The organism is Nostoc sp. (assembly GCF_036917155.1).
Taxonomy (GTDB): domain Bacteria; phylum Cyanobacteriota; class Cyanobacteriia; order Cyanobacteriales; family Nostocaceae; genus Nostoc.
This window is the reverse complement of the sequence record NZ_JBALDZ010000165.1, coordinates 52,200-76,681: the sequence shown is the minus strand read 5'-3', so window position 1 is coordinate 76,681 and position 24,482 is coordinate 52,200. Positions and strand designations below refer to the sequence as shown.

Here is a 24,482-nt window from a genome sequence, read left to right as displayed (position 1 = left end):
CCCTATTCCGTACTCCAGGCTGCGTGATGTTCGCCCTTGGCGTCTCCCCTTAGGAGAAGGCTGGCTGAGTCCTTCAGGACTCCATGAAGTTTTGTTTTGCCTTGATTGTTAGTTTATACCAAGTAATGAATACCAAACATATATTATGTTGTGAGGGAGGCAGAGGTAATGCAGGTAATCCGTCTGGAAGCACTCTCAGACAACTACATATTCTTGTTACACGACTACAAACAAAATATCGCCGCTGTTGTCGATCCAGCGGAGGCTCAACCAGTATTGAAAAAACTGGCAGAATTAAAAGCTGAGTTGGTAGCAATTTTTAACACCCACCATCATAACGATCATGTGGGTGGTAATAAGCAATTAATAGAAGAATTCCCCCAACTGATAGTTTATGGAGGAGCCGAAGATCGTGGGAGAATTCCTGGACAACAGGTGTTTTTGCAACAAAGCGATCGCGTCCAGTTTGCAGACCGCATAGCTGAAGTTATCTTCGTCCCCGGACATACCCGCGCTCATATCGCTTACTACTTTCCCCCCGAAAAAGCTGGTGATACAGGTGATTTATTTTGCGGCGATACCTTATTTTCTGGTGGTTGTGGTCGCTTGTTTGAAGGAACACCGGCCCAAATGGTGGACTCTTTAAGCAAACTGCGTTCTTTACCCGATGATACACATATCTGGTGTGCCCACGAATACACCTTAAAAAATCTGCAATTTGCCCTAACTGTGGATGGCGACAACGCCGACTTACAAAGACGCTTCAATGAAGTGAAGGCTTACCGTAGTCGAGGAGAAGCCACCATACCCTCGCTATTAGGAGACGAGAAGCGAACCAATCCCTTTTTACGTTGGGATCAGCCATCATTACAATCAACCGTTAAGAGTGGCGATGGAGTGCAAACCTTTGCACGTATACGGGAAATGAAAAATAACTATTAGTCATTGGGCATTGGGCATTGGTTCATCTTTCCCAGTCCCCAGTCCCCAGTCCCCAGTCCCCAATCCCCAATCCCCAATCCCCAGTCCCCAGTCCCCAGTCCCCAATCCCCAATCCCCAGTCCCCAATCCCCAGTCCCCAATCCCCAATCCCCAGTCCCCAGTCCCCAATCCCCAATCCCCAATCCCCAGTCCCCAGTCCCCAATCCCCAATCCCCAATCCCCAATCCCCAATCCCCAGTCCCCAGTCCCTAATCCTCCAACTTTCTAGGGCGAATAGTTGCGATCGCACCCTTTCTTTCGCTACGATCTGTAAGCTTTAGGGTATTAGGCCAAAAAGCTTGGAATACAGCACTGAGATTGTGAGCTATGCTGCCCAAACCCAAATTAATCAGATTTTACAGGAAAAACAAAAAACGATGGCGAAACGTGTGCAGTTAGTTTTAAATCAGGATATCAGCAAGCTGGGAAAATCTGGCGACTTAGTAGAAGTAGCTCCTGGCTACGCTCGTAACTATCTGATTCCTCAGAAATTGGCAACCAATGCCACTCCTGGTATTCTCAAGCAAGTAGAACGGCGTCGCGAACAAGAGCGTCAACGGCAATTAGAACTCAGACAACAAGCCCTTGAACAAAAAGAATCTTTAGAAAAAGTTAGCAGCTTGACAATTGCCAAGCAAGTTGGTGAAAACGAAGCAATTTTCGGTACTATCACCACCCAAGATGTTGCAGATGCAATTAAGGCAGCCACCGGTCAAGAAGTCGATCGGCGTGGTATTACTATCCCCGATATTAACCACCTTGGTACTTATCAAGCCGAAATTAAGCTGCATTCTGAAGTAGCGGCGCAAGTCAATATTCAAGTCGTGGCTAGCTAACTCAGGAGAGGGACGAGGGGGATGAGGGGGATGAGGGAGCAAGGGAAGTAAAAGTGAATAATAACTCCTAACTCCTGTACAGACGCGATTAATCGCGTCTCTAGCAAAATATTAAAACTAAAATCGTTTATGGCTGAAGAACGGAGTTTTCAAGGCGACGGTAGCGATACCTACGGCGGTAAACTACGCCTACCACCACAAAATATTGAGGCGGAAGAAGCGATTTTGGGGGGTATTTTGCTAGATCCAGAAGCGATTAGTCGAGTTAGCGATCGCCTCCTTCCCGAAGCTTTTTACATTAGCTCTCACAAAGATATTTATCAGGCTGCTGTGAGGCTCCACGCCCAAGGTAAACCCACAGACTTACTCTCAGTCACAAGTTGGCTAACCGACAATGAAATGCTTGCCCGCATTGGTGGCAGAAATAAGTTAGCAACTCTAGTAGATCGCACCGTGTCAGCCGTTAACATCGACGCCTTAGCAGGGTTGGTGATGGAAAAATACCTGCGGCGACAGTTAATTAAAGCTGGCAATGAAATTGTGCATCTTGGTTACGAGACAGAAACCGAGTTACCACAGGTTTTAGATCAGGCAGAACAGAAAGTATTCGGCGTTACTCAAGAGCGTCCCCAATCGGGTTTAGTTCACATTTCTGATACTCTAATTAATAATTTTCAGGATATTGAAGATAGAAATCAGGGTATTGCCTTACCTGGAATTCCCTGCGGATTTTACGATTTAGATGCTATGACTAGCGGCTTTCAGCGTTCTGATTTAATTATTGTCGCGGGCCGCCCATCAATGGGAAAATGCCTAAGCTTTGATTCAGAAATTGTCCTTGGGGATGGACAGATTGCCACAATTGAAGAATTATATAACCAACGTTATGGCTCATTATTGACGTTAAACAATGATTGGAAATTTACCTTTACTCAACCATCTGCATTTGTAAATGATGGTATCAAGCCAGTTTTTCGTGTCACTACTCGCTTAGGGCGAACTATTGAAACCACAATCACTCATCCCTATTTAACTATTAAAGGCTGGCAAAGACTAGAAAATCTGAAAGTCGGTGATAAAATTGCTGTCCCGCGAAAAATAGATGTATTTGGCACAAAAACCATCCGTGAGTGCGAAGTTAAGTTATTAGCTTATTTAATTGGCGATGGCGGATTAACTAACTGCAATCCCCGATTTACAAATGGTAATCCATTACTGCAAGCAGATTTTTCGCAAGCAGTTGCAGATTTTGGTGGTTTAACAGTTCGTTGGGAAACTTCTCAAGGAAAACGCACACCATCACTTTGTGTTCGAGGAGATTTAGAATTTATTGCTATTCAAAGACAAGTTTTTGCTCAAAGTTTTAAACTAGCAATTCAATCGCAGTTATTGACAGGAAAAGAAATAAGTCAATTAGTTGGAGTCAGTCCCACTTTACTTTGTGCTTGGAAGCAAGGAGAGTGTGTACCAAATTTAGAAACTTTTGGTTCATTATGCGAAATTTTACAATTAGAGTCAGAAGAGTTTGTATCTCATGGATTTGCCTGCATGAGCAAATCTCGAAAGAATTCGCTGACACTTTGGTTAGAAGAATTAGGTTTGTGGGGTAAAGATGCTCATTCTAAAACTATCCCAAACATAGTTTTTAAATTAGAGCGATCGCAAATAGCCTTATTCCTTAATCGTCTCTTTGCTACAGATGGATGGGCTACGCTCCTTACTAGTGGACAATCACAGTTAGGGTATGCAACAGTCAGCAATAAATTAGCAAGGCAAATCCAACATCTTTTACTAAGATTTGGCATCATTGCCTCTCTTAGAAAGCGGTCTGTCAAGTATAATAACACCCGCAGAACAGCATGGCAATTAGATATTACTGATGCCTTATCTATCAAAACTTTTATTGCAGAAATAGGTATTTTTAGTAAAGAAGAAGCAATAGCAAAAGTTGCAGATGCAATATCTCAAAAAAGATATCAAACTAATCGTGACTTGATACCTATAGAGATTTGGGAACAAATAGCAGTAGCAAAAGGCAATGAAACTTGGAGTAGTTTAGCTAGACGTGCAGGTATTCAAGGCTATACAAATATGCATGTTGGCAAACGTGCTTTAAGGCGGGAAAGACTTTGGATACTAGCCACAGCTTTAGATAATTTACCACTTCAACAGTTAGCAGCAAGTGATGTTTATTGGGATGAAATAGTTGCCATTGAGTCAGTGGGAAACAAGCAAGTTTATGACTTAACAATTCCAGAAACACACAACTTTGTTGCCAATGATATTTGTGTTCACAATACAGCATTCTGCTTAAACCTCGCTCATAATATTGCCGCTTCTTATAAATTACCAGTTGCTATTTTCAGCTTGGAAATGTCAAAAGAGCAACTGACGCAACGGTTATTAGCTAGCGAAGCGCAAATTGAAAGTAGTTATCTGCGGACTGGCCGCCTCAGTCAAACGCAGTGGGAACCTTTAAGCCGTGCTATTGGTATCCTTTCGGAGATGCCAATTTATATTGACGACACGCCGAATATTACAGTTACACAAATGCGTAGTCAGTCAAGAAGACTACAAGCTGAAATTGGAACTGAATTAGGACTAATTGTAATAGATTACCTGCAATTGATGGAAGGAGCAGGCGATAATCGCGTACAAGAATTGTCAAAAATTACGCGTCAACTCAAAGGTTTAGCGCGGGAATTATCTGTACCAGTTATTGCCCTATCTCAGTTGAGCCGAGGAGTGGAAGCACGCACTAACAAGCGTCCGATGTTATCAGATTTGAGAGAATCCGGTTCGATCGAACAAGATGCCGATTTAGTAATCATGTTGTACCGCGATGAATATTACTCTCCCGATACTCCCGATCGCGGCATTGCAGAAGTTATTATAGCTAAACACCGCAACGGGCCTACGGGTACTGCGAAACTTTTGTTCAATCCACAGTTTACAAAGTTTCAAAATTTAAAAATTTAGCCTCAAAGTTACAGATACTTTTCTCATGTTTTCTAGCTGTACTTCTGCCCCATCTGTACTCTGAAATACCTAATTTTTTTGATAGGGCATTGGGCATTGACAACAGAGAGAATAAAAACTTCTTTTAATAATTTTCCCTTGTCCCCAGTACCCAATCCCCAATCCCCAGTCCCTAATCCCTATTTAACTCCCAGCAATTCCACATCAAAAATTAGAGTTGCATTGGGTGGAATCACGCCACCAGCACCACGAGCGCCATAGCCTAACTCAGATGGGATGATTAACTTACGACGACCGCCGACTTTAATAGTGCTAACTCCTTCGTCCCAACCTTTGATTACTTGTCCAACGCCTATTTTAAAGCTGAAGGGTTGGCCGCGATCGCGTGAACTATCAAACTGAGTACCATCTTCTAGAGTGCCGACATAGTGAACTTCAACTGTTTGTCCAGGTTTAGGAGTCGCCCCAGTCCCCTCTTTTAAATCGACATACTTTAATCCAGAGGGGGTAGTTACGACATTAGCATCAGACATAGTATTACTCGCAATTAAGATATTGTTTTCAGTTACAGCTGTGGATACTGGCGGCGTTTGGGTTAACTCAGCAGCAATGGCAGTACTCTGTTTACTGCCTACTTGCCCCACAACCAAAAGCACAACACACACCAGCATGAACGCCACGCTGAGGAAAATTGGTTTCAAAATCAGTTCTCCTTACTTAAGTATCCTGGCAAAAACATTACCAACAGGACACAATTAGTTTAAATCAGAAAGGGCATTTTAACGCCAAAGCTTATTTTCTAAATCGCGCAATTGACGCTCTAAACGGTCAATTCTACCCCTGAGTTCGTCCACTTCCGACTGGCGAGCCACTCCCAAATCCTGCATCATATTTCGCATTTGCCGCTGCATTTGGATATCGAAGTTTCCCTGTTCCGACTTTAACTGCTGGGCAATATCATCTATTACCGCCTTGGCTTGCTCAGGATTGAGCTTACCGTCTTTAACTAAATCATCGCTGACTTGCCGCAGTTTTTCTGCGACTATAGACGTTGTACCAAGACCGACCATCATTAGCTGTTGTAACCAGTTGTTGTTGTCCATACTCCCTTCCTCTTACTTATTAACCAGCCGACCCTTGCTTGCTCCTGAGTGTAGGCAATCAAGCTTCTTAAAGCGTGGTTATTCTAGCCTACATCTCTATTTTGGCAAATTGGCAAGCACAAAGATAAGGATCAAAGGATGTGATTATAGAACTCCTCAAGTTTAAAGTTGCCCAAATTTACCTATTTTGGCGATGTCAGAGGCGATTCCCCATAAATTACAAAGCTCACATTCACCGCAAAGGGTGAGTGTGAGTAGTTCATGGGAAGATTTTATCTAGAAGGAGGCACAAATTTGGAGCGAGGGCTGAATATCGGGATTTATCCTTAAACAAGAAGTTAAATTTGTGTACGCCATTTCTGCAAAGCAATCTCGTAATCCTCTGATTTGCTCTGATAAACACTCCACCAATGAAAAAATAGTCCTAATCCCCATCCTAATACTGGAAAAATAGCCCAAAAATAACTAGGACTAGTGATTAAATTTAAGAGAATGAGGAATAAATTCACCGCGAGGAAAGAAACAAAGTGTGTCCAAAAGGCTCTGCGTCGGAAAGTATTAAATGTGTGTCGTGAACGTTCTTCTTCTTGTTGAGCCAACCATTTTTGTTCAGTTGTTTCCAAAATATTAGAAGAAATACCTAACTCAGATGCCATTTCTAAAAGCTGTTCTCGTGAAAATTCACCTTCGTGTTTACGAGTGAGTGCTTTTTGCAGGATTTGTTCTACATCTTCAGAATCGTAAGTCATTTTAATTACCTTATAAGTTTGTGTGTAAATGCGCCTTTTATTTCACGAACTTATCTCTCGGTTTCGTTCAATTCAGTTAGCAAATGCATCCACATTTTGCACCCAATACTTAGTTACATTCGCAACACTATTATTTTCTCACAATTGATTTATGGCTACTGTATTTGTCAATACCTCTATAATTGCTTTGATGAGTGCGATCGCTATTACGGCATTAAGCCAAAGGAGTCTGGTAGCTCGATTCCAGGCAAAGAACCAACTACATCTTGCTGCCTCAATCGAGTAAATATCGCTGAAATAACTCTTTGAAATTTCCGCAAATATTAAATTTAATGGAAGATTTAAGATATCAGGAAGGGTGTACGCTACCTAGTAGTCTGTCAAGTTTAATTTGATAGGTTCGTAGTTTGCACTTTAGCGCAAACTACGAACAATCCACACCCCTCAACTATTTCTTGATAGACCAGTGGGAATCCGTCAATAGAGGACTCAATCAATGGGATATGTAATTGCTACTGCAAATATGAAAGGTGGCGTTGGTAAAACCACCCTCACCGTCAACTTAGCTACCTGTTTAGCTAAAAATCATGGCAAGCGGGTGCTTGTCCTTGATTTAGATAGCCAAATTAGCGCCACACTCAGTTTGATGTCGCCTTTAGATTTTGCCAAGCGCCGTAAACAAAGCAAGACATTTAGGTATCTGATAGACGAAATTATCAATCCAGACCCGCAAGCAAAACTCACAATTCAGGATATCATTCAATCCCCGGTTTGTAATCTTCCCGGACTAGATTTATTGCCGGGAGACATCGATTTGTATGATGAATTTGTTGTTTCAGAAATGCTGCATAAGCAAGCAACTGCTTTGGGTGAACAAGACTTTGAAACAATTTGGAATCGCTTTGAAAGGGTTTTGATTAATAACATCTTAAAACCAGTACGTCAAGAATATGATTTTATCCTGCTCGATTGTGCCCCTGGCTATAATCTATTGACTCGTAGCGCTTTGGCTGCCAGCGATTTCTACATACTTCCTGCTAAACCAGAACCATTATCTGTAGTAGGTATTCAACTGCTAGAAAGACGGATTGCCCAATTAAAAGACAGTCATGGACATGAAACAAAAATAGATATAAAAATGCTGGGAATCGTATTTAGTATGTCTAGCGCTAACCTGCTCACTGGTAGATACTACAAACAGGTAATGCACCGCGTTGTTGAAGATTTTGGTGTAGAAAAAATTTGTAAAGTACAAATACCAGTTGATGTCAATGTTGCTAAGGCTGTTGATAGTTTTATGCCAGCTGTTTTAAATGCTCCCCAATCAGCAGGTTCCAAAGCGTTCTTTCAGTTAACTCAAGAGTTGTTGCAAAAGCTGTAGCCCTACTCGTTAATTTATGAACTACATGATTTCCGACTTATGAAATTAGATATATGAGTGAAAATTAGCGTTTATACAAGGGTTTACGGCAAAAAATAATTAATCTCACCATATATCTATTAAATTAGGTCGGAAGTCTGAATATTTCTATTTTTACAAAGCTTTGAAGAAAGAGAATTTATACTTACTCGGTGCGAAAAAAACTACGTGAAACAAATCTCAAATCCCAATTTTAAAATTCTCTATTGAAAAAAAAATTCTTGTAGGTATGGGGTCATTCTAAAATCTAAAATCCACAATTCAGTGACAAATAATTTATCCTTTTCTAAAGTTCAGCAGTTATACGGAAGCTATAATTGGTGAGATTCAGCTATTGAGTGAAAAGGTAAGTAAATCTCACTAAGAAACTCACTGAGAAACTAATGGTTAGTAACGATTCTGCGCAGGTAGAGAACAATCAGCATTTGCTAATACGCCTACCACGAACTCTGAGTTATCTCGAAACCTGGGGCTTTGGGTTAACAGGTCATGTTGGATGGATTGGTACTGCCCCCATCATTCATGCAGCGTTAGGGCCAAAAGCTATCTTAGTTTGGTTTTTTGGCACGATTATTTCCTTTTTACTTAACTTGCAGGTACAAAGTTTAGGTAGACATTGGCCAGATATCGCTGGAGGAACACCAAACTATACCACAAGGCTATTAAAGAACTTTCCTGCCTTAGGCCGTTATGCAGCCTTAGGATACTTTTTTAGCTGGGCAGCAGCACCAGCATTGTATGCGATTATTCTCACCGACCTAATTAAAGTCAATTTTGAAACATTAGGTATTTCTTGTCCAGAAACTTTATTAAGAGTTTTATTTACAGCGATTCCTTTTATTTTAGCCTTCAGTGGTACTCGTGCTTTAGCACTCCTGCATCTGTTTTTTGTATTCCCAGCAATTTTATTACTGTTATTGTTTTGTATTCAAGGCGTATTATGGTTAGTCTTCTCATCTGCTAGTTTTAAATTGATCTCAACTAGCACACATAGTTTGAGCTTTGAAGAATGGGCAAAGTGGTTTTTTTTAGCTAGCTATTCAATTTATGCTTGTGAAACTACTTCTTCTTTTGTTGCTGATAGTCGCCACCCATATAAAACTTTAAAGTTCTTAACTGTCGCTGCTTGGTTAATTCCTCCAGTGTTTCTAGGTGGTTCTTGGGTATTAATGTGTTCGGCTCAAAATCCTACAATAGGTGACGATACGTTCTTAAATCTGGTGGCAGCTTCTAAGCCTTTTTGGGGTGAATCTGCCCCCTTTTTAGTAACACTTTTGATTACTATATCTTGCCTTCTAAGTTCTGCTACGGCAGTTTCCAACTCTCCTCGGATATTATACCAACTTGCCTTAGACAGACAGCTTTCTCCCATATTTGCATTAGTTTCCCGTCAAGGTGTCCTTGGTCCTGCAATTTTAGTTACCTTTATACTCAGTTTGCTTTGTCTAAATTTGGGAAATGTATCTCAACTTGTCACAGTGGCGGGCACATGTTATCTCATGTCAATTATGGGATTACATCTGGGATTATGGCTGTGTCGTGGCAAACCCCACGTGTTATGGCCTTGGTGGTCACTAGGTTTTTTCTTGCTAGAAACAGTAGTTCTAATAGTGGGAGGTTTAGCTTGGAATTGGAGAGATTTCTTAGTGGGATTATTATTACCTATTATTCTGATGAGCGGAGATGTAGCGCTACGTCGCTTAAGATTTGCGCCATTACACCCAAACTGGTGGACACAGCTTTACGATACTAGGTCTAGTAGAAATAACCCAGACTTTGTAGTATTACAAGTGATTGTTTTAGTATCATTAATTTGTACTACCGCTACAATCAGTTGGATTATCCGCGATTTTTTAGATAGATTTTCTAATAATCCTCAAAACTCTTTACTAGCTATTTTATTAGTGACGCTTTCTTTTACAGGAGTAGCGATCGCTTGCTGGACAACTTTACCAGAAATTATTGCTATTGACGAAGCACGCAAACAAGCCAGAAACCTATTTATTACTACTCTCGATACTGTTCCAGATACAGTTTTAGTCTTAGATGAAGACGGTACAATTTCTCAAATAAATGCTGCTGCTGAAGAATTATTTCAAACAAGTGTTCAGCAGTTACTTGGGCAAAATTTGAATCAAATTCTAATATGCTATCGCGGTAAACCGGAGGAATGGTCTATTAGAAGTGAGCAAACTTTAAAAATCAACCAAGGTTTACGAATTGTTGAATCGACTATTTCACAGCCATTTAATTCGCAGCTACGGGAGTATATTGTGATCGTGCGTGACATTACTAAGCGAAAGCTAGCAGAGGAAGAATTAGTCCAGTATCGTTATCAGCTTGAGCAGTTGGTACTAGAACGCACTATTGAACTTATTAGAGTTAATCAACAATTGCAACAAGACATTCTCAAGCGTCAAGAAGCACAAGAACAATTACTGCATAATAGTCTTCATGATGGGCTAACTGGATTACCTAATCAACGATTGTTTATGGAGCGGGTGCAGCAGGCAATAGAACATAGTAAACTGCAAAATAATTATTTATTTGCTGTACTTTTCTTAGACCTAGACCGATTTAAAGTTGTTAATGACAGCCTTGGACATCTACTAGGAAATCAACTTTTGATTGCAATTTCTCATCGGCTAAAGTCAGTTTTGCGAGGCGGAGATATAGTTGCTCGTTTTGGTGGAGATGAGTTCACAATCTTAATTGAGGAAATTGAGGATATTAGTACCGCCATACAGGTAGCCGAGCGAATTAAAAAGGTTTTAGCTTTGCCATTTCAATTAAATGAGCATCGGGTATTTACTAATGTTAGTATTGGCATTGCTTTAAGTAAAGCAGATTATGAGCAAGCAGCGCAGATTCTACGTGATGCTGATGTGGCAATGTATTGCGCTAAATCACTTGGTAAGGCACGTTATGAGGTTTTTGATCCCAAGATGCACGAGGGTGCAGCTTTGCTTTTGGAGTTAGAAACTGCTTTACGTCATGCGCTACTCAAGCAAGAAGAATTTCGCCTGGATTACCAGCCAATTGTTTCACTGACAACTGGCAAAATTATTGGATTCGAGGCACTGATACGTTGGTATCATCCAGAACGAGGGCTGATTTCTCCTCAGGATTTTATTCCCCTGGCCGAGGAGACTGGAATGATTGTTAGTATCGGGCAATGGGTGCTTTATGAAGCCTGTCACCAAATGCACACATGGCATAAACAATTTCCTACCTCAACACCTCTGACAATTAGTGTGAATTTTTCTGGTAAACAAATCACGCAACCTGATGTGTTTAAAGAGGTTAAACATATATTACAGCAAACTGGACTGGAGCCGTGCTGTTTGAAATTGGAGATTACTGAAACCTTGCTGATGGATAATTTTGAATTGGCTATCACTGTACTTTCTCAGTTAACAGCGCTGAATGTCGAGATGCACATGGATGATTTTGGTACTGGTTATTCATCCTTGAGTTATTTGCATCGCCTACCAATCAAAACTCTTAAGATCGATCGCTCTTTTGTCACCAGTATAGGTAGTCGAGGAGAAAATTTAGAAATTATTCGAGCGATTGTAACATTAGCTCATAATTTGAATATGTCTGTAACAGCAGAAGGGATAGAAACTGTAGAGCAATTAGCACAATTGAAGGCTTTACAATGTGATTATGGACAAGGGTATTTTTTCTTACCACCTATGGAACGGGCAGAAGTAGAAATACTACTTGCTGCTAACTTGTACGGAAAAAACTTTTTAAAGAGATAAACCAGGAGTCAAAATACAGAATTCAGAATACTCTACCCATAAAGTCGCTTAACTACATCTACATTAATTAGTGTAGTGCTGGTTGTAGCTGGAAATCCTCTACGTTATTAACTAACCCTTCTTCTAACAGAAGTTCGTTAACAAAAATATCGATTTTATCCCGATTGATATTTTGCATGACTATCAGGTGTACCCAGTTTTCACAAATGGCTAACTGCCACTTTTTAATTAACTTTTGAGAAGGTTTTTGAAACACTACGGTATTGGAAAAATCATTGAGCATACATGGATATTCTCTGATTTTAAGTTGTTGGAAAAGATATTGGGCGTTATCAATACAGGTCTTTGCTTCTTTAGCTAATCCATGATAACCTCTTGTTTTTATTGCATACCAGAGAATCAGAGGTGTATGACCGTTTCTAGAACCCAGAATTGTTGTATCTGTTGAACCGATATATTCAATTGCTGTTTCAACTTTTTCTACCCATTTTTTCTTAGTTAAAACAACACCGCAAGGTACGGGAGAACCAATGAATTTAGCAGAAATAGCTACACTATCTATGGGTTTTTGAAAGTTAACTTGCGGAGCGCCATCTAGAAAAGGTAATATTAATCCTGAAAGTGCAGCATCGCAATGAATGTAGTAATCTTTTATCTGATTGCGCTCTAAAATTTCTAGAACTTTGTCTAAGTTATCAATCGCACCTTTGACAGTAGTCCCAATATTTAAATTTACGATCGCTGGACAATTACGATTTTCGCTAATGAGTTGTTCAAAATGTTCATAATTCATCTCTCCGTTAATTTGCGAATTAACAATATTATGTTGAATGCGGAATAATTTGGCTGCTTTGGGTATTGAGTAATGAGAATCTTCTGATGAGTAAATAATCCCATGAGGGTAGATTTCCCTTGCTAAGAATATTCCATATAAATTACCTTCAGTTCCGCCAGCAGTAACATAACCCCAAAACTTATTTTCTGGAATTTTATAGAGGTTAGCAAAAAAAGATAATACTTCTTGCTCAAACTTCCGAGAATGCAGTCCAAAATCTGGCTCAATATAAGGATCTCCAGCATTATTCAACAGAAAATTGAAAAATTTGCCGATCACACTGTAGTCACAACTTAAATTATATGGATAGCCTGCATGAAACTGCGATCGCTGTTCTATTTGCAGCAAAAAATCTGCCAACTCTTTAGCAACTGTATCTGACATATCTTTTTCTCTCTTAAATTTTGAGTTAATGGATGCTTCAGTCTAATTTCTACGTATTAATCCATACCTTTATATTTTCTTAACAATCTAGAGACTCCCCTTTCTTTAAAGAAGATACAGGTAAAATACGTAGCTATCTTCAGTAAAAATACTAGATTTTTTTGTTCTAAAGTATATTACCCTTAGGACTTACGCACTTTACAAAAGGACTATAATGTGTATTACGTAAAATATCTATTTCCAGCGCTGACTCAAAAGACCTCTCCCTCGTTTTACTACGTAAAATAATCCCTCTCCGATTTGGAGAGGGAAAGACTGGAAATTTAGTTAAAAATAAGGAGAAGTTCGGCGAATTAACGTATATTTACTAGAACTCTCCAGCTAAGGCTGCAACGCATCGTTCGCAAATTAAGGGATGTTCTGCTGATTCTCCCATACGAGTAGAGTAGTTCCAACAGCGATCGCATTTTTGCCCATCTGCCTTTACCACACCAATTCCCCAGTCTTCCGTCTGCGCGGTGTATTCTAATCCTTGCAATCCCTCAGCAGAATCTAATAATTCCACCTGGGAAGTTAGCAATAAATACCGCAGTTCGTCAATCCCGTTCCCCTTAACAGGATTAAAGGCTTTGATAGCATCGCCTAACTGTTTGTGAGGTATATGAATCAAAGCTTTGGCTTCCAGGGAAGAACCAATGAGTTTTTCTATCCTGGCTTGTTCTAAGACCTTATTAACATCGGTGCGGAGTTGTCGCAGCGCTTGCCAAAATTCTGCTAACTCAGGATTACGCCATTTTTCCTCAACCTGCACCCAACCTGCCTCAAACACTGATTTGTAAGGTGTTTTGTAAGGGAGATATTGCCAGATATCTTCAGCCGTGTGGGATAATACTGGTGCGATCGCTCTAGCTAAATTTTCTAAAGCTATCTTCAGCACTGTTTGACAACTGCGACGGCGGAAAGCATTCGGGGCGCTGATGTAGAGTCTATCTTTGGCAACATCTAAATAGAAGTTAGATAAATCCACGACGCAGAAATTCTGCACTGTTTGGAAGAAGCGGAAGAATTGGAAACTCTCAAAAGCTTCCGTCACTTCCTCAAATACTTCGGTGATGCGGTGCAGCATATAACGGTCAAGTTCTGGCAATTCCTCAAAGGGGACTGCATCTTTTTCCGGGTCAAAATCATCCAAGCTACCCAACAAAAACCGCGCTGTATTGCGAATTTTGCCTCTAACATCATTCATTTGTTTGATGATGTTTTTCCCAATGCGGACATCGCCGGAGTAGTCTACCGATGATACCCACAATCGCAAGACATCTGCACCGTAGGCCGGTTCTACTTTTTGATTTTTCCCGCCTTCAATGATTGTATTGGGGTCAACCACATTACCTTCTGACTTACTCATCTTCCGCCCTTGTTCGTCCAAAGCGAAGCCGTGAGTTAGTACAGTTTTGTAAGGCGCAATGTCATTTACCGCTACACTGGTAAGCAAGCTTGATTGAAACCAACCACGATGTTGGTCGGAACCTTCCAAATATATCTCAGCAGGGTAGTGTAACTCTGAACGCTGTTGAGTGACAGCAGCCCAAGATGAACCAGAATCAAACCATACATCCATTGTGTCTGTACCTCTGCGGTAAGACTTACCATTTTGACGATAAGATTCTGGTAATAACTCCTCAACTGATAATTCCCACCAAGCATCAGAACCTTTTTCTGCGATGATTCCTTGAACGTGATTGATAATTTCTTCGTTCAGCAGTACTTCCCCAGTTTCTTCATCGTAGAAAACGGGAATCGGTACACCCCAAGCCCGTTGACGAGAGATACACCAATCGGAACGTTCCGCCACCATTGGCGTGATGCGATTTTCACCTTGGGCTGGAATCCATTTTACCGTGGCGATCGCCTTTAGTGCTTCTTCTCTAAATCCTTCCACCGAAGCAAACCATTGTTCAGTGGCGCGGAAAATCGTTGGTTTTTTCGTCCGCCAATCATAAGGGTACTTGTGGGGGTATGCTTCTTCTTTCAGCAAGGAACCAGCAGCCGTTAATGCATCAATTACCGCCTGATTTCCATCACCCAGCACATTTAACCCCGCAAATTGTCCCGCTTCTTCGGTAAAATTGCCATTGTCATCCACTGGTGCAAGGATGGGCAAACCGTAGCGCTGACCAACGATGTAGTCTTCTTGACCATGACCAGGTGCAGTATGCACCAACCCAGTACCCGACTCAGTTGTGATGTAATCACCGCCCACAACAATCGGACTTTCCCGGTCATATAGAGGATGACGGTAAGTAGTATGTTCTAAATCATTCCCCTTGAACGTGGCTTTTAGAGTTAACTCAACCCCCAACGTTGAAGATAAACGTTCTACTAAGTCAGCAGCAACAATCAGGTATTTGAAATTACTCTGCGCCTCCGCATCTGGGCGTGAAACTTCCACCACTGCATAATTCAAATCCGCATTCACCGCCACAGCCAAATTTGCCGGAATTGTCCAAGGTGTAGTTGTCCAGATAGCCACACCCAAATCTGACTGATATTTCGCCAACAGTGGTTTTACAGCTTCCGCCAAACTCGTAATTGGGAAAGCTGCATAAATACTGCGGGAAACGTGACCTTCAGGATATTCCAACTCAGCTTCCGCCAAAGCGGTTTTAGAACTAGGACTCCAGTGAACTGGCTTCAAACCGCGATAGATGTAGCCTTTTAAGAACATCTGACCAAATACGCCAATTTGAGCCGCTTCGTATTCCGGCTTCAGAGTTAGATAAGGGTTGTCCCAATCGCCCCAAATACCGTAGCGTTTAAAATTTTGGCGCTGGTTATCTACCGTAGCTAGGGCAAATTCTTTCGCTTTTTGCCGCAGTTGTAAAGGCGTTAAATTTTGCCGTTCTGCTGACTTCATGTTCTGCAAAACTTTCAACTCAATTGGTAATCCGTGACAATCCCAGCCAGGAACGTAGCGAACTTTACGACCTTTTAGTAGTTGGTAGCGATTAATAATATCTTTGAGAATTTTATTTAAGGCATGACCAATATGGAGTGAGCCATTAGCGTAGGGAGGCCCATCGTGCAGTATAAATAATTCGCCGGGGTTATTTTCAAAGAGGCGATCGTAAATTTTATTTTCTTCCCAAAATTTTTGGATTTCAGGTTCACGCTTGATGGCGTTTGCCCGCATATCAAAGTTAGTCTTGGGTAGGTTTACAGTATCTTTATAACTTCCTGGTTCGGTCACAGTCTCATGCCTAGAATTAGGTGTGCAGGTTCTATTAATTATAGAAGATGGCATGAAAACCAAAATTTGCTATTTTGCTCACCGAAACAGTGCTGAGTGAAGAAAAAGTGATTTAGTGGTCTTCTCCCAAAGCAAAGACGCCAAAGGCGAACAATCAGTGGCGGGTCTGAATCCGAACACGAGCAAGTCTGGTTGTAGCTGGAGAGCCAGCGCTTGACCTTTGATGCCGTCTTCAGCTTGACTGCAAGCGTATTGTGCGTCACATACACTCAGCAACAAACATAAACACAGCTTGTACAGCTTGTGGTGTTAAAGTTGGATAATTATCTAAAATAATTATCTAAAATTTGCTCTACCGTCCAACCATAAATGTTTATATAACGGCAAATACAGCATTGAATATGAGAGGCAGGTGGTGTTCGCAAAAGCGATGATGGCATTATGCGATCGCAATATTTTAGCGAAAAGCGATCCACTCGGAAAAATCGTGCGATCGCTTAATATAAAAATATCCGCAACGCCCAGCCAATAGGTGAAAAGCTATGTCAGAGACTATCCTAGCTGCACCAGATATTCAACTCCCGCCCAGCCAAGCAGAATTGCCCTATGATGACGGTATCCCAATGGAAAGCGCACGCCATAAAGCCCAGATGGACTTGCTCATAGATGCTCTCATACCTTGGTTGGAAGAACGAGAGGATGGGTTTATTGGCGGTAATATGTTCGTTTACTACAGTCTGGCGCAGGTGCGAAACAAAGACTTTAAAGGACCAGACTTTTTTACTGTGTTGGGAGTTCCTAAAGGAGAACGTCGCAGTTGGGTAGTTTGGGAAGAGGGGAAAGCACCAGATGTAGTTATTGAGTTACTTTCTGACAGCACAGCCCAAGCAGACAAAAACTTAAAAAAGTTGATTTATCAAAATCAAATGCGTGTACCGGAATATTTTTGGTATGACCCTTTTAATCCTGATGATTTAGCTGGTTTCTCTAATGAAAAAGGAGTTTATCAACCCATCGCCACAAATGCTCAAAATCAGTTGGTGAGTCAATCTTTAGGGTTAGCATTGCAGCTTTGGCAGGGAAATTATAAAGGTATTAATGCTACTTGGTTACGCTGGGCAATGTCGTTAGGGGAATTACTGCCAACTCCTGAAGAAAAAGAACACCAAAGAGCAGACAAGGCAGAATCACAGCTATTACAAACTGCACGCAACTTACTTGAGTCTGGGATGACAATCGAACAGGTAGCTAGGTTAACAGGTTTGAATAAATCTGAAATAGAAATGTAGAATTCAGGAGTCAGAATGGGCCACGCCCCGTTGCGCTAACAGAATTCATTCTGAATTCTGAGGCGATTGTGGCAATCAGCGCAATATCTGAAAATAGCTTAAAAGCTGGTATAAAAGTATGTATAATTCATAAGGTAGCACATCTGTGCTACCATACATTGCACTTAACTAACCCTGACACTCAGCACTACTTGGGTGATTTCACTCCACCACTGTTACTGAAGCCCCTTCATTTGATGGAGGTATACTGGGTAACTCCAGACAGTATCCAGCACCATAAACTGTCTTAATATAGCGGGGATGGCGAGGATCTGGTTCTAGCTTGGTTCTTAAATGCCGAATATGGACTCGAATCGTTTCTATGTCATCATCAGGATCGTAGCCCCAAACTTCTCTGAGGATTTCGCTGGGAGAAACCGTTTGACCGTGGCGTTGCAGCAAGCAGTGAAGTAGCTCAAATTCCAAGTGAGTCAATTTCACCGTGTCATTGAACCATATTGCCTCAAATCTTTCGGGAACGAGGGTTAATGAGCCATAGTTGAGAATCTCACTGTGCTTTGCGGCTTGAGGAATGCGGTCAGTCCGCCGCAAAAGTGCCCGCACCCGCGCTAGCAGTTCTTCAACTTCAAAAGGCTTAGTGAGGTAGTCATCTGCGCCAGCATTGAAGCCTTCCACCTTGTCCTGAGTTTGGCTCAAAGCCGTCAACATTAACACGGGAATCTCAGAGGTGCGATCGTCGCGGCGCAGGCGTTGGCAAACGGTAAACCCATCTACCCTGGGCAACATTAAATCGAGCATGATCAAGTCTGGTTGTAGCTGGAGAGCCAGCGCTTGACCTTTGATGCCGTCTTCAGCTTGACTAACATCGTAGCCAGCCATTTCTAAGTTGACGGCAACTAGTTCTGAAATCGCTGGGTCATCGTCTATGACAAGAATCCTCGGCATTCTTAAAAAATTATTACTACTTATTAAGGATAATTAACAACCTTTGATAGATACAAAGATTTTTGAATCAATGATGAAAAAGTTTTTAAATCTTACATAAATATTAAGATTAAATGACTGTGAAATCAAGACTCAATTACACGAAATCTTATAGTCTATGATGTGTTATACTCCCCCCTACAATCCGTCTTGGTTTTTACAAAACGGTGTGATGATGACTGTATACACCGCTTTGTGGGGAAAGCGTTACTGGAAAAGTACTACTCTCTTACAAGAACCGTCTTATCACGAAGAAATATTTATTGGTGGCCAAGGTGTGCCAATTTTTGGCTTGGTTGCTATCCCAGAAAACGCTCATAGCACGATTATCGGTACTTATGGCATTACTGGAGAGTTGGAGACGGAATGGTTTTTGAGAGTGCTAGGACGTAAAGCCTACGCTCAAGGATACGCGATGGTGTTATTTGATTGGCGGGCCCACGGCAAAACTGCCGAATTATCGCCGACTCTCACCTCTGATGGTTTGTATGAGGGGGAAGATTTTGTTCGCATCGCTGCCGCTGCCAAGGCAATGGGATGTCCGGGGAAATTTTGGTTTACAGGGTTTTCTTTAGGAGGGCAATTGGCACTATGGGCGGTGAAGGTGGCTGGCGAGGTGATTAGGGAGTATGGAGATTTAGGACTAGAAGATAGCGATATTGGCGGTGGTATGGTGATTTGTCCGAGTTTGGATTCGGAGCGATCGCTATCTTATCTAGTTACAAAGCCCTTCGGCAGATATTTGGAAGCAGGGATTGCCCAAAATTTAAAAAAACTGGCATGGAAGATACACGATGCCCATCCTGGAAGTATTGACCCAGCGGCGATTGAACGGGCAAATAGCATTTGGGGTTTTGATCATGAACTGGTAATTAACCGGCTAGGTTTTTCTTCTGTGGAAACATATTACCAAGCGAGTAGTGCTTTACAAATATTGCCGCAAATCTCGAAACCGACTTTGATTTTATATGCTGCTGACGATCCACTTTTTGACCCAGCCATCATACCAGAATTACAAGAAGCGTGCGATCGCAATTCTGTAATAGATTTGTTCCTCACTCAATACGGTGGCCATGTTGGCTATTTGAGTAGCAAAGAGTGCCAGCGTGAAGTAAAGGATTCCGATCCTTGGTGGGCATGGAATCGGGTTTTAGAATGGTTGGAGGAAAAGCGAATAGCCTAAAAATACGGCGTCCTGACTTCAGAGCAACTAAATTTATTTACGGGGTTGACCCAGAAGCTACCACAATATCATTGGTAAACCAGCAATGACAGAAGCAATACCTGTCCAGAGGGTAAAGCGTTCAATATCTAGTTCATCCAAAGCAATGCTCATTTGCCTAATTGCTAATAGCAGCGCTGCCAGTAGTAGTATAAAAAAGGCAAAGTATTGCAAATTCATAATCATTCATCCTCACCAAAAAAGTTGTTCTAATAGGTTTTTAACAAGCTTTTGCAAGGTTTTTTTGTTCCAGATTTAACACTTTCAGAGATAAACTATTTATCAGTGAAGAGATACAGCAGATTTCAGGTAAATGAGGTGCAAAATCTCATAAAAAGATCCACCCATAATAATCGTTGTAATTAAACAAACTATTAGAGTACAATTCCCTTGACTTTTTGACCCAATGATCGGTTCTAATGATATTTGGCAACCTGCACCAACAGATTTAACTCTATTACAGGATGAGATTCATGTCTGGCGCATAGACCTTAACCAACCAGAATCACAGCTGCAAAATTTAGCTGCAACTCTTTCCAATGACGAAACGGCTCGTGCTGAACGGTTCTATTTTCCAAAGCATCGGCAGCATTTCATCGCTGGTCGCGGTAGTCTCCGAACTATATTAGGTCGCTATTTGGATATCGAGCCATCACAAGTTCAGTTCAATTATCAACACCGTGGTAAACCAGTATTAGCGGATACATTTGCCGATAGTGGACTGGCGTTTAACTTGTCTCACTCCCAAGAATTGGGTTTGTGTGCGGTGAATTGTACTCGCCCAATTGGTGTAGACCTAGAATATATTCGCCCGATGTCTGACTTGGAAGCTCTTGCCAAACGGTTCTTTTTACCGAGAGAATATGAGATGTTGCGATCGCTATCTCCCAACCAACAGCAAGAAGTATTTTTCCGTTACTGGACTTGTAAGGAAGCTTATTTAAAAGCAACTGGAGACGGACTATCCCAGTTAGAGCAAATTGAAGTGTCGCTAACTCCTACAGAACCAGCCAAGTTAGAGATATCTGAAGACTGGAGTCTTTTTGAACTAGTACCTGCTAACAATTATGTTGCTGCTGTTGCGGTAGCAGATTTTGGCTGGAACTTAAAATGTTGGCAGTATTGGTAAACTTCTAAGATTTTATAGACAAATAGGTAATTCTTCAGGATATTGCTATACATCAAAGTCTAGTTTTTTAGATCAAGATGATATACCAACTTCCAAAAAAGGTGTTAAACATTCTTTTAATGGGAAGAGAATAAAACGAGGTCTTTATAAATCTGCTAATGGAAATTTAATTAATGCAGATGTTAACGGGTCGTTAAATATTCTAAGAAAAGCAATCCCTAATGCATTCGCAGAAGGGATAAAGGGGATTGTAGTTTCTCCAGAGAAGGTAAAACTTCAAAAGTAAAAAGTGAAGGTTTGTCCACACTTTTTACAACTATTAATCTTAGTCATTAGTCATTAGTCATTTGTTATTCTTCTCCAATGCCCAATGCCCAATGCCCCATCCCCCTACTTATCTTCCTGCATACTTCTAACAATTTTTGTCACCAGCTTTCTAGGTGCAAATCTGACGCTTTTTGCCAATAGTTTATTGATAAAACCGGGAATAACAATGGTTTTGCCCTTCATTAAGGCGTGAAAACCAATTTCGGCTACTGTTCGCGCATCCATCATCTTCTTACCCTTGAGCAGCTTAGAGTCAGCCATTCCGGTTCTTTCATGAAAAGCAGATGCGGTTGAGCCTGGGCAAAGAACTGTCACAGTGACACCTGTACCTTCTAATTCATTAGCGATCGCTTCAGAAAAAGATAAGATATAGGCTTTAGTAGCAAAATAAACCGCCATCAAAGGCCCGGGTTGAAAAGCAGCAGCCGAGGCAACATTTAATATTTTACCTTCACCTTGCTTGACCATATACTTCACGAATAGCTTAGTTAAATGGGTGAGACACACCAAATTTACCTGTAGCATTTCCAATTCAGTAGCTAGGTCTGTTTCGTGAAATAATCCATAGATACCAAATCCAGCATTATTTACCAGCACATCAACCTCAATATCGGCTTTTTGCAACTCTGTAAAAATTTCTTCAGGAGCCGTTGATATAGATAGATCCTTAACAATAGTTTTGACAAAAATTCTAAATTCTTTTTGGAATTTAACTGCAATTTCTACAAGCTTTGGCCCGTTTCTGTCTACTAAAACAAGATTATAATCATGAGCAGCAAAAATACATGCTAATTCGTAGCCAATTCCACCGGCTGCCCCGGTAATAAGAGCAGTTTGTTTGCTCTGTCTTTGATGTGTTGTGTTCATGTAAGAATGTTGGTGAATTCAATTTGATGAAGCTGCGTTGCATTTACAGTGGTTCTCGTTCTACAATTAAGTACGCGTAATATCTGAACCGACAAGAAATGTCTTGAGTTATTACCCTTGCAAATGCTTGTGTGATGCGTTGGATAAATGTAGCAGTCCAAACGTAAACTTAGGATTTATGCATCGAAGAAGTTGGGCTTTAAAGGAGTTAGGTTACTTCAGACTGCTAGCATTTGGCTTTTGATCACTCACAAAAAGCCAGCGGTTAAAATCAAACTTTTATGCGCGACACTAACCATTCTATCCTCGATTGCTTCTGTCAAGGGGTGAATACTAAAAATTTACATGATTGAGCATAAAAAACAGGGCAATTATATTGCCGCTGTTAGTGTAGGAGTTGTTGCTGGCATTTGAAATATTGTCTATTCAGTAGTACTGAGTTTTAAAAAACATGGACTAAATAAAATTATCTTGTAGGGTGCGTTATGGAAGCAATAACACATCGAAAGTATCCAGGATAATGCGTTACACGTTGGGAGCATCTCACTTTTGTAGAAAGCTCTTTAAACCTCACCCCAACCCTCTCCTTACTAAGGAGAGGGAGCAATACTGCGTAGGTTTTGGAATTTCTTGGTTGAGGCAAGCTGTTCAATAGCCGGGGGAGAAATGGAGGCTGGCGTTGAGTTTTGCTTCCCCTGCCTCCCCTGCTTATCCGAGCAGTATTGGGAGAGGGAGCAAATATCTTGTTTCCCCCCTTACTAAGGGGGGTCGATTTAGAGTACATTTGCAAAACTGAGATGCTCCCTTACACGTTCCTAACACATCCTACGCAAGTTGTGAATTACTAAGCGATATTTAAGAAGCCGCTTTGAATCAAGTAGGCGGTATAAGTCATAAACAATTGAGAGTCAATTGGGGGACAAGCAATAGAACTACCTGCTAGTGCATGAAGAGTGTCTTGGCAGCTAATATGAGGTCTTCTAGCTTGTAAGTACAAATCAGGAATAGTTAGTTGTTCATCAGACCAACGCTCTAGTAAAAATGGTCGCAGAGTATACAAAGGATTGTCCACAGAAGAGACATTATTGATTAACTCTGATTGCCATTTTTCATAAGGAATCATCTCAACTGAATAACCAAAAGAGCGTATCCACTCAACGAGCATTTTCAAAGCAGCAGGTTGGGGATGTTGTAAATTGAAAGCCTTACCTATAGATTCTTTTTGCCGTGATAGATAAACGATCGCTTTACTTACATAGTCTACAGGTGACATATCCAACATATAATCTACATCAGGGAAATATCCCATTTGTAGACAGCCCTTGGTCATCAAATTAATAAAGTCATGTGTGTTACAAATGCCTGTTTTGCTATCACCGGAAATCAGTGGTGGTCTGTGGATAGTTACAGGAAGTCCCCGGTTACGGGCAATTTTGACTAACTTTTCAGCTACCCATTTAGTTTGAGAGTAACCAAGATAAATCCCTTCCCAATGATTGAATTCATCCTGTTCTTTGACAACCTTGCCAGCATAAGCTGTGGATTCAAAAACAGCCACACTAGAAACGTAATGTACAGGCTTGACTTTAATTTGACAAGCCAATCTCAAAACTTCTTGAGTGCCTAAAACATTGGCTGCCTTCAGTGCTGAGTATGGGAAAACATAATTCAACAAAGCAGCACTATGATAGATGGTATCAATATTGGCAGCTAAAATTTGAAACTGTTCCGAACCAATACCTAACAATGGCTGAGATAAATCGCCGACAATCGGAATAATTCTGGAGTTAAATTCTTCTTGCCAGATTGCATACTGCTGTAGATTTTTTTGGAGTTTGCTTTTGCCTTCTTCAGCATTAGCAGCACGCACTAAGCAATAGATATCCGCATTAGTTTCTTGTAGCAATTCCCGGATGATGAAAGCTCCTAAAAAGCCTGTTCCTCCAGTTAAAAAGATGTTTTTGGGTTCACCTATAACTACATTAGATGCAGCACCAGGATGGATGGTGGGGTCAAGAACAGCCTCAGCACCTAAATCTAGAACAGCGGGTGCAGTGTTAGCATTAGAAGCTGTCACCTTTGTATCTTGAATCGGTGAACCTTCTTGCACTTCTTCAGCTAAACGCTGTGAAAGAGCTTCAATATTTGGGTAATGCCACAGTAGCAACGGAGATGGTTGAAATCCGAGCAACTTTTCTAAGTTACTGACTAGAATCATTGCTTGGGCCGAATCCAACCCATAGTTTTCTAAATGTTCTTTGACATCTATTTCATCAGTTGCAACTCCTAGCAACTTAGCTAAGTTAGATACCAAAAATATTTGAATATCGTCTGCTGTGAAAGACTGTTTTATAGTCATT

At 41.1% G+C, this 24,482-nt stretch carries 19 protein-coding genes and 1 pseudogene; 9 read left to right on the top strand and 11 right to left on the bottom strand.

What is annotated here, in order from left to right:
• Nucleotides 1–168 precede the first annotated feature (168 nt).
• On the top strand, nucleotides 169–942 hold the full coding sequence (gloB, locus tag V7K67_RS22020) for a hydroxyacylglutathione hydrolase (RefSeq protein WP_334732883.1): 774 nt from the start codon (nucleotides 169–171) through the stop codon (nucleotides 940–942).
• Here gloB and V7K67_RS22015 read toward each other — a convergent pair whose 3' ends face one another.
• Nucleotides 943–1,173, bottom strand: a complete 231-nt coding sequence (locus V7K67_RS22015; RefSeq protein ID WP_335168396.1) for a hypothetical protein — start codon at nucleotides 1,171–1,173, stop codon at nucleotides 943–945.
• Nucleotides 1,174–1,358: 185 nt separating this feature from the next.
• On the opposite strand from V7K67_RS22015, the gene rplI reads away from it, so the two are divergent.
• The gene (gene rplI / locus V7K67_RS22010; RefSeq protein ID WP_334709524.1) at nucleotides 1,359–1,817 is read left to right on the top strand and encodes a 50S ribosomal protein L9; all 459 of its coding nucleotides are present in this window, start codon (nucleotides 1,359–1,361) and stop codon (nucleotides 1,815–1,817) included.
• Between the two features lie 129 nt (nucleotides 1,818–1,946).
• Entirely contained in the window at nucleotides 1,947–4,796 is a 2,850-nt protein-coding gene (gene dnaB, locus V7K67_RS22005) for a replicative DNA helicase (protein ID WP_335168394.1), read from the top strand.
• Between the two features lie 179 nt (nucleotides 4,797–4,975).
• On the opposite strand, the gene V7K67_RS22000 is transcribed toward dnaB, so the two are convergent.
• The 3 genes from V7K67_RS22000 to V7K67_RS21990 form a co-directional block, all read right to left on the bottom strand.
• Nucleotides 4,976–5,497 carry an FKBP-type peptidyl-prolyl cis-trans isomerase gene (locus V7K67_RS22000; RefSeq protein ID WP_334709498.1) on the bottom strand — a complete coding sequence of 174 codons (522 nt, stop codon included), beginning with the start codon at nucleotides 5,495–5,497 and terminating at the stop codon, nucleotides 4,976–4,978.
• Between the two features lie 78 nt (nucleotides 5,498–5,575).
• Nucleotides 5,576–5,899 (bottom strand): phasin family protein, encoded by a 324-nt coding sequence (locus V7K67_RS21995; RefSeq protein WP_179066815.1) that lies wholly within the window; start codon nucleotides 5,897–5,899, stop codon nucleotides 5,576–5,578.
• 338 nt (nucleotides 5,900–6,237) lie between these two features.
• On the bottom strand, nucleotides 6,238–6,648 hold the full coding sequence (locus V7K67_RS21990; RefSeq protein ID WP_334732880.1) for a 2TM domain-containing protein: 411 nt from the start codon (nucleotides 6,646–6,648) through the stop codon (nucleotides 6,238–6,240).
• Between the two features lie 151 nt (nucleotides 6,649–6,799).
• On the opposite strand from V7K67_RS21990, the gene V7K67_RS21985 reads away from it, so the two are divergent.
• The 3 genes from V7K67_RS21985 to V7K67_RS21975 all read left to right on the top strand — a co-directional run bounded on the left by V7K67_RS21985 (nucleotide 6,800) and on the right by V7K67_RS21975 (nucleotide 11,835).
• Nucleotides 6,800–6,934 (top strand): hypothetical protein, encoded by a 135-nt coding sequence (locus V7K67_RS21985; protein ID WP_334709496.1) that lies wholly within the window; start codon nucleotides 6,800–6,802, stop codon nucleotides 6,932–6,934.
• Nucleotides 6,935–7,144: 210 nt separating this feature from the next.
• Nucleotides 7,145–8,029 carry a ParA family protein gene (locus tag V7K67_RS21980; protein WP_334709494.1) on the top strand — a complete coding sequence of 295 codons (885 nt, stop codon included), beginning with the start codon at nucleotides 7,145–7,147 and terminating at the stop codon, nucleotides 8,027–8,029.
• Between the two features lie 422 nt (nucleotides 8,030–8,451).
• Nucleotides 8,452–11,835 (top strand): amino acid permease, encoded by a 3,384-nt coding sequence (locus tag V7K67_RS21975; RefSeq protein ID WP_335168391.1) that lies wholly within the window; start codon nucleotides 8,452–8,454, stop codon nucleotides 11,833–11,835.
• A gap of 67 nt (nucleotides 11,836–11,902) precedes the next feature.
• On the opposite strand, the gene V7K67_RS21970 is transcribed toward V7K67_RS21975, so the two are convergent.
• From V7K67_RS21970 to V7K67_RS34505, 3 genes and pseudogenes are all read right to left on the bottom strand, one after another.
• Entirely contained in the window at nucleotides 11,903–13,054 is a 1,152-nt protein-coding gene (locus tag V7K67_RS21970) for a histidine decarboxylase (RefSeq protein WP_335168389.1), read from the bottom strand.
• 367 nt (nucleotides 13,055–13,421) lie between these two features.
• Nucleotides 13,422–16,304, bottom strand: coding sequence for an isoleucine--tRNA ligase (ileS, locus tag V7K67_RS21965; protein WP_335168387.1), 2,883 nt, complete (start codon nucleotides 16,302–16,304; stop codon nucleotides 13,422–13,424).
• Nucleotides 16,305–16,481: 177 nt separating this feature from the next.
• A pseudogene (locus tag V7K67_RS34505) lies at nucleotides 16,482–16,562 on the bottom strand (DNA-binding response regulator); the annotation flags it as partial.
• A 284-nt stretch (nucleotides 16,563–16,846) separates the two neighbouring features.
• On the opposite strand from V7K67_RS34505, the gene V7K67_RS21960 reads away from it, so the two are divergent.
• Nucleotides 16,847–17,593, top strand: a complete 747-nt coding sequence (locus V7K67_RS21960) for a Uma2 family endonuclease (protein ID WP_335168385.1) — start codon at nucleotides 16,847–16,849, stop codon at nucleotides 17,591–17,593.
• A 201-nt stretch (nucleotides 17,594–17,794) separates the two neighbouring features.
• Here the strand turns inward: V7K67_RS21960 and V7K67_RS21955 are convergent, their stop codons facing one another.
• Nucleotides 17,795–18,538 carry a response regulator transcription factor gene (locus V7K67_RS21955; RefSeq protein ID WP_334706301.1) on the bottom strand — a complete coding sequence of 248 codons (744 nt, stop codon included), beginning with the start codon at nucleotides 18,536–18,538 and terminating at the stop codon, nucleotides 17,795–17,797.
• Between the two features lie 157 nt (nucleotides 18,539–18,695).
• Here V7K67_RS21955 and V7K67_RS21950 point away from each other — a divergent pair, with 157 nt between their 5' ends.
• Nucleotides 18,696–19,760, top strand: coding sequence for a YheT family hydrolase (locus tag V7K67_RS21950; protein ID WP_335168383.1), 1,065 nt, complete (start codon nucleotides 18,696–18,698; stop codon nucleotides 19,758–19,760).
• A 57-nt stretch (nucleotides 19,761–19,817) separates the two neighbouring features.
• On the opposite strand, the gene V7K67_RS21945 is transcribed toward V7K67_RS21950, so the two are convergent.
• Nucleotides 19,818–19,979 (bottom strand): hypothetical protein, encoded by a 162-nt coding sequence (locus tag V7K67_RS21945; protein WP_334706303.1) that lies wholly within the window; start codon nucleotides 19,977–19,979, stop codon nucleotides 19,818–19,820.
• Nucleotides 19,980–20,205: 226 nt separating this feature from the next.
• Between V7K67_RS21945 and hetI the strand changes: the two genes are divergently transcribed.
• The gene (gene hetI / locus V7K67_RS21940; protein WP_334732874.1) at nucleotides 20,206–20,928 is read left to right on the top strand and encodes a 4'-phosphopantetheinyl transferase HetI; all 723 of its coding nucleotides are present in this window, start codon (nucleotides 20,206–20,208) and stop codon (nucleotides 20,926–20,928) included.
• 390 nt (nucleotides 20,929–21,318) lie between these two features.
• On the opposite strand, the gene V7K67_RS21935 is transcribed toward hetI, so the two are convergent.
• Nucleotides 21,319–22,122 (bottom strand): SDR family NAD(P)-dependent oxidoreductase, encoded by an 804-nt coding sequence (locus V7K67_RS21935; RefSeq protein ID WP_334732873.1) that lies wholly within the window; start codon nucleotides 22,120–22,122, stop codon nucleotides 21,319–21,321.
• Between the two features lie 844 nt (nucleotides 22,123–22,966).
• Nucleotides 22,967–24,481 (bottom strand): thioester reductase domain-containing protein, encoded by a 1,515-nt coding sequence (locus V7K67_RS21930; protein WP_334732872.1) that lies wholly within the window; start codon nucleotides 24,479–24,481, stop codon nucleotides 22,967–22,969.
• Nucleotide 24,482 lies beyond the last annotated feature (1 nt).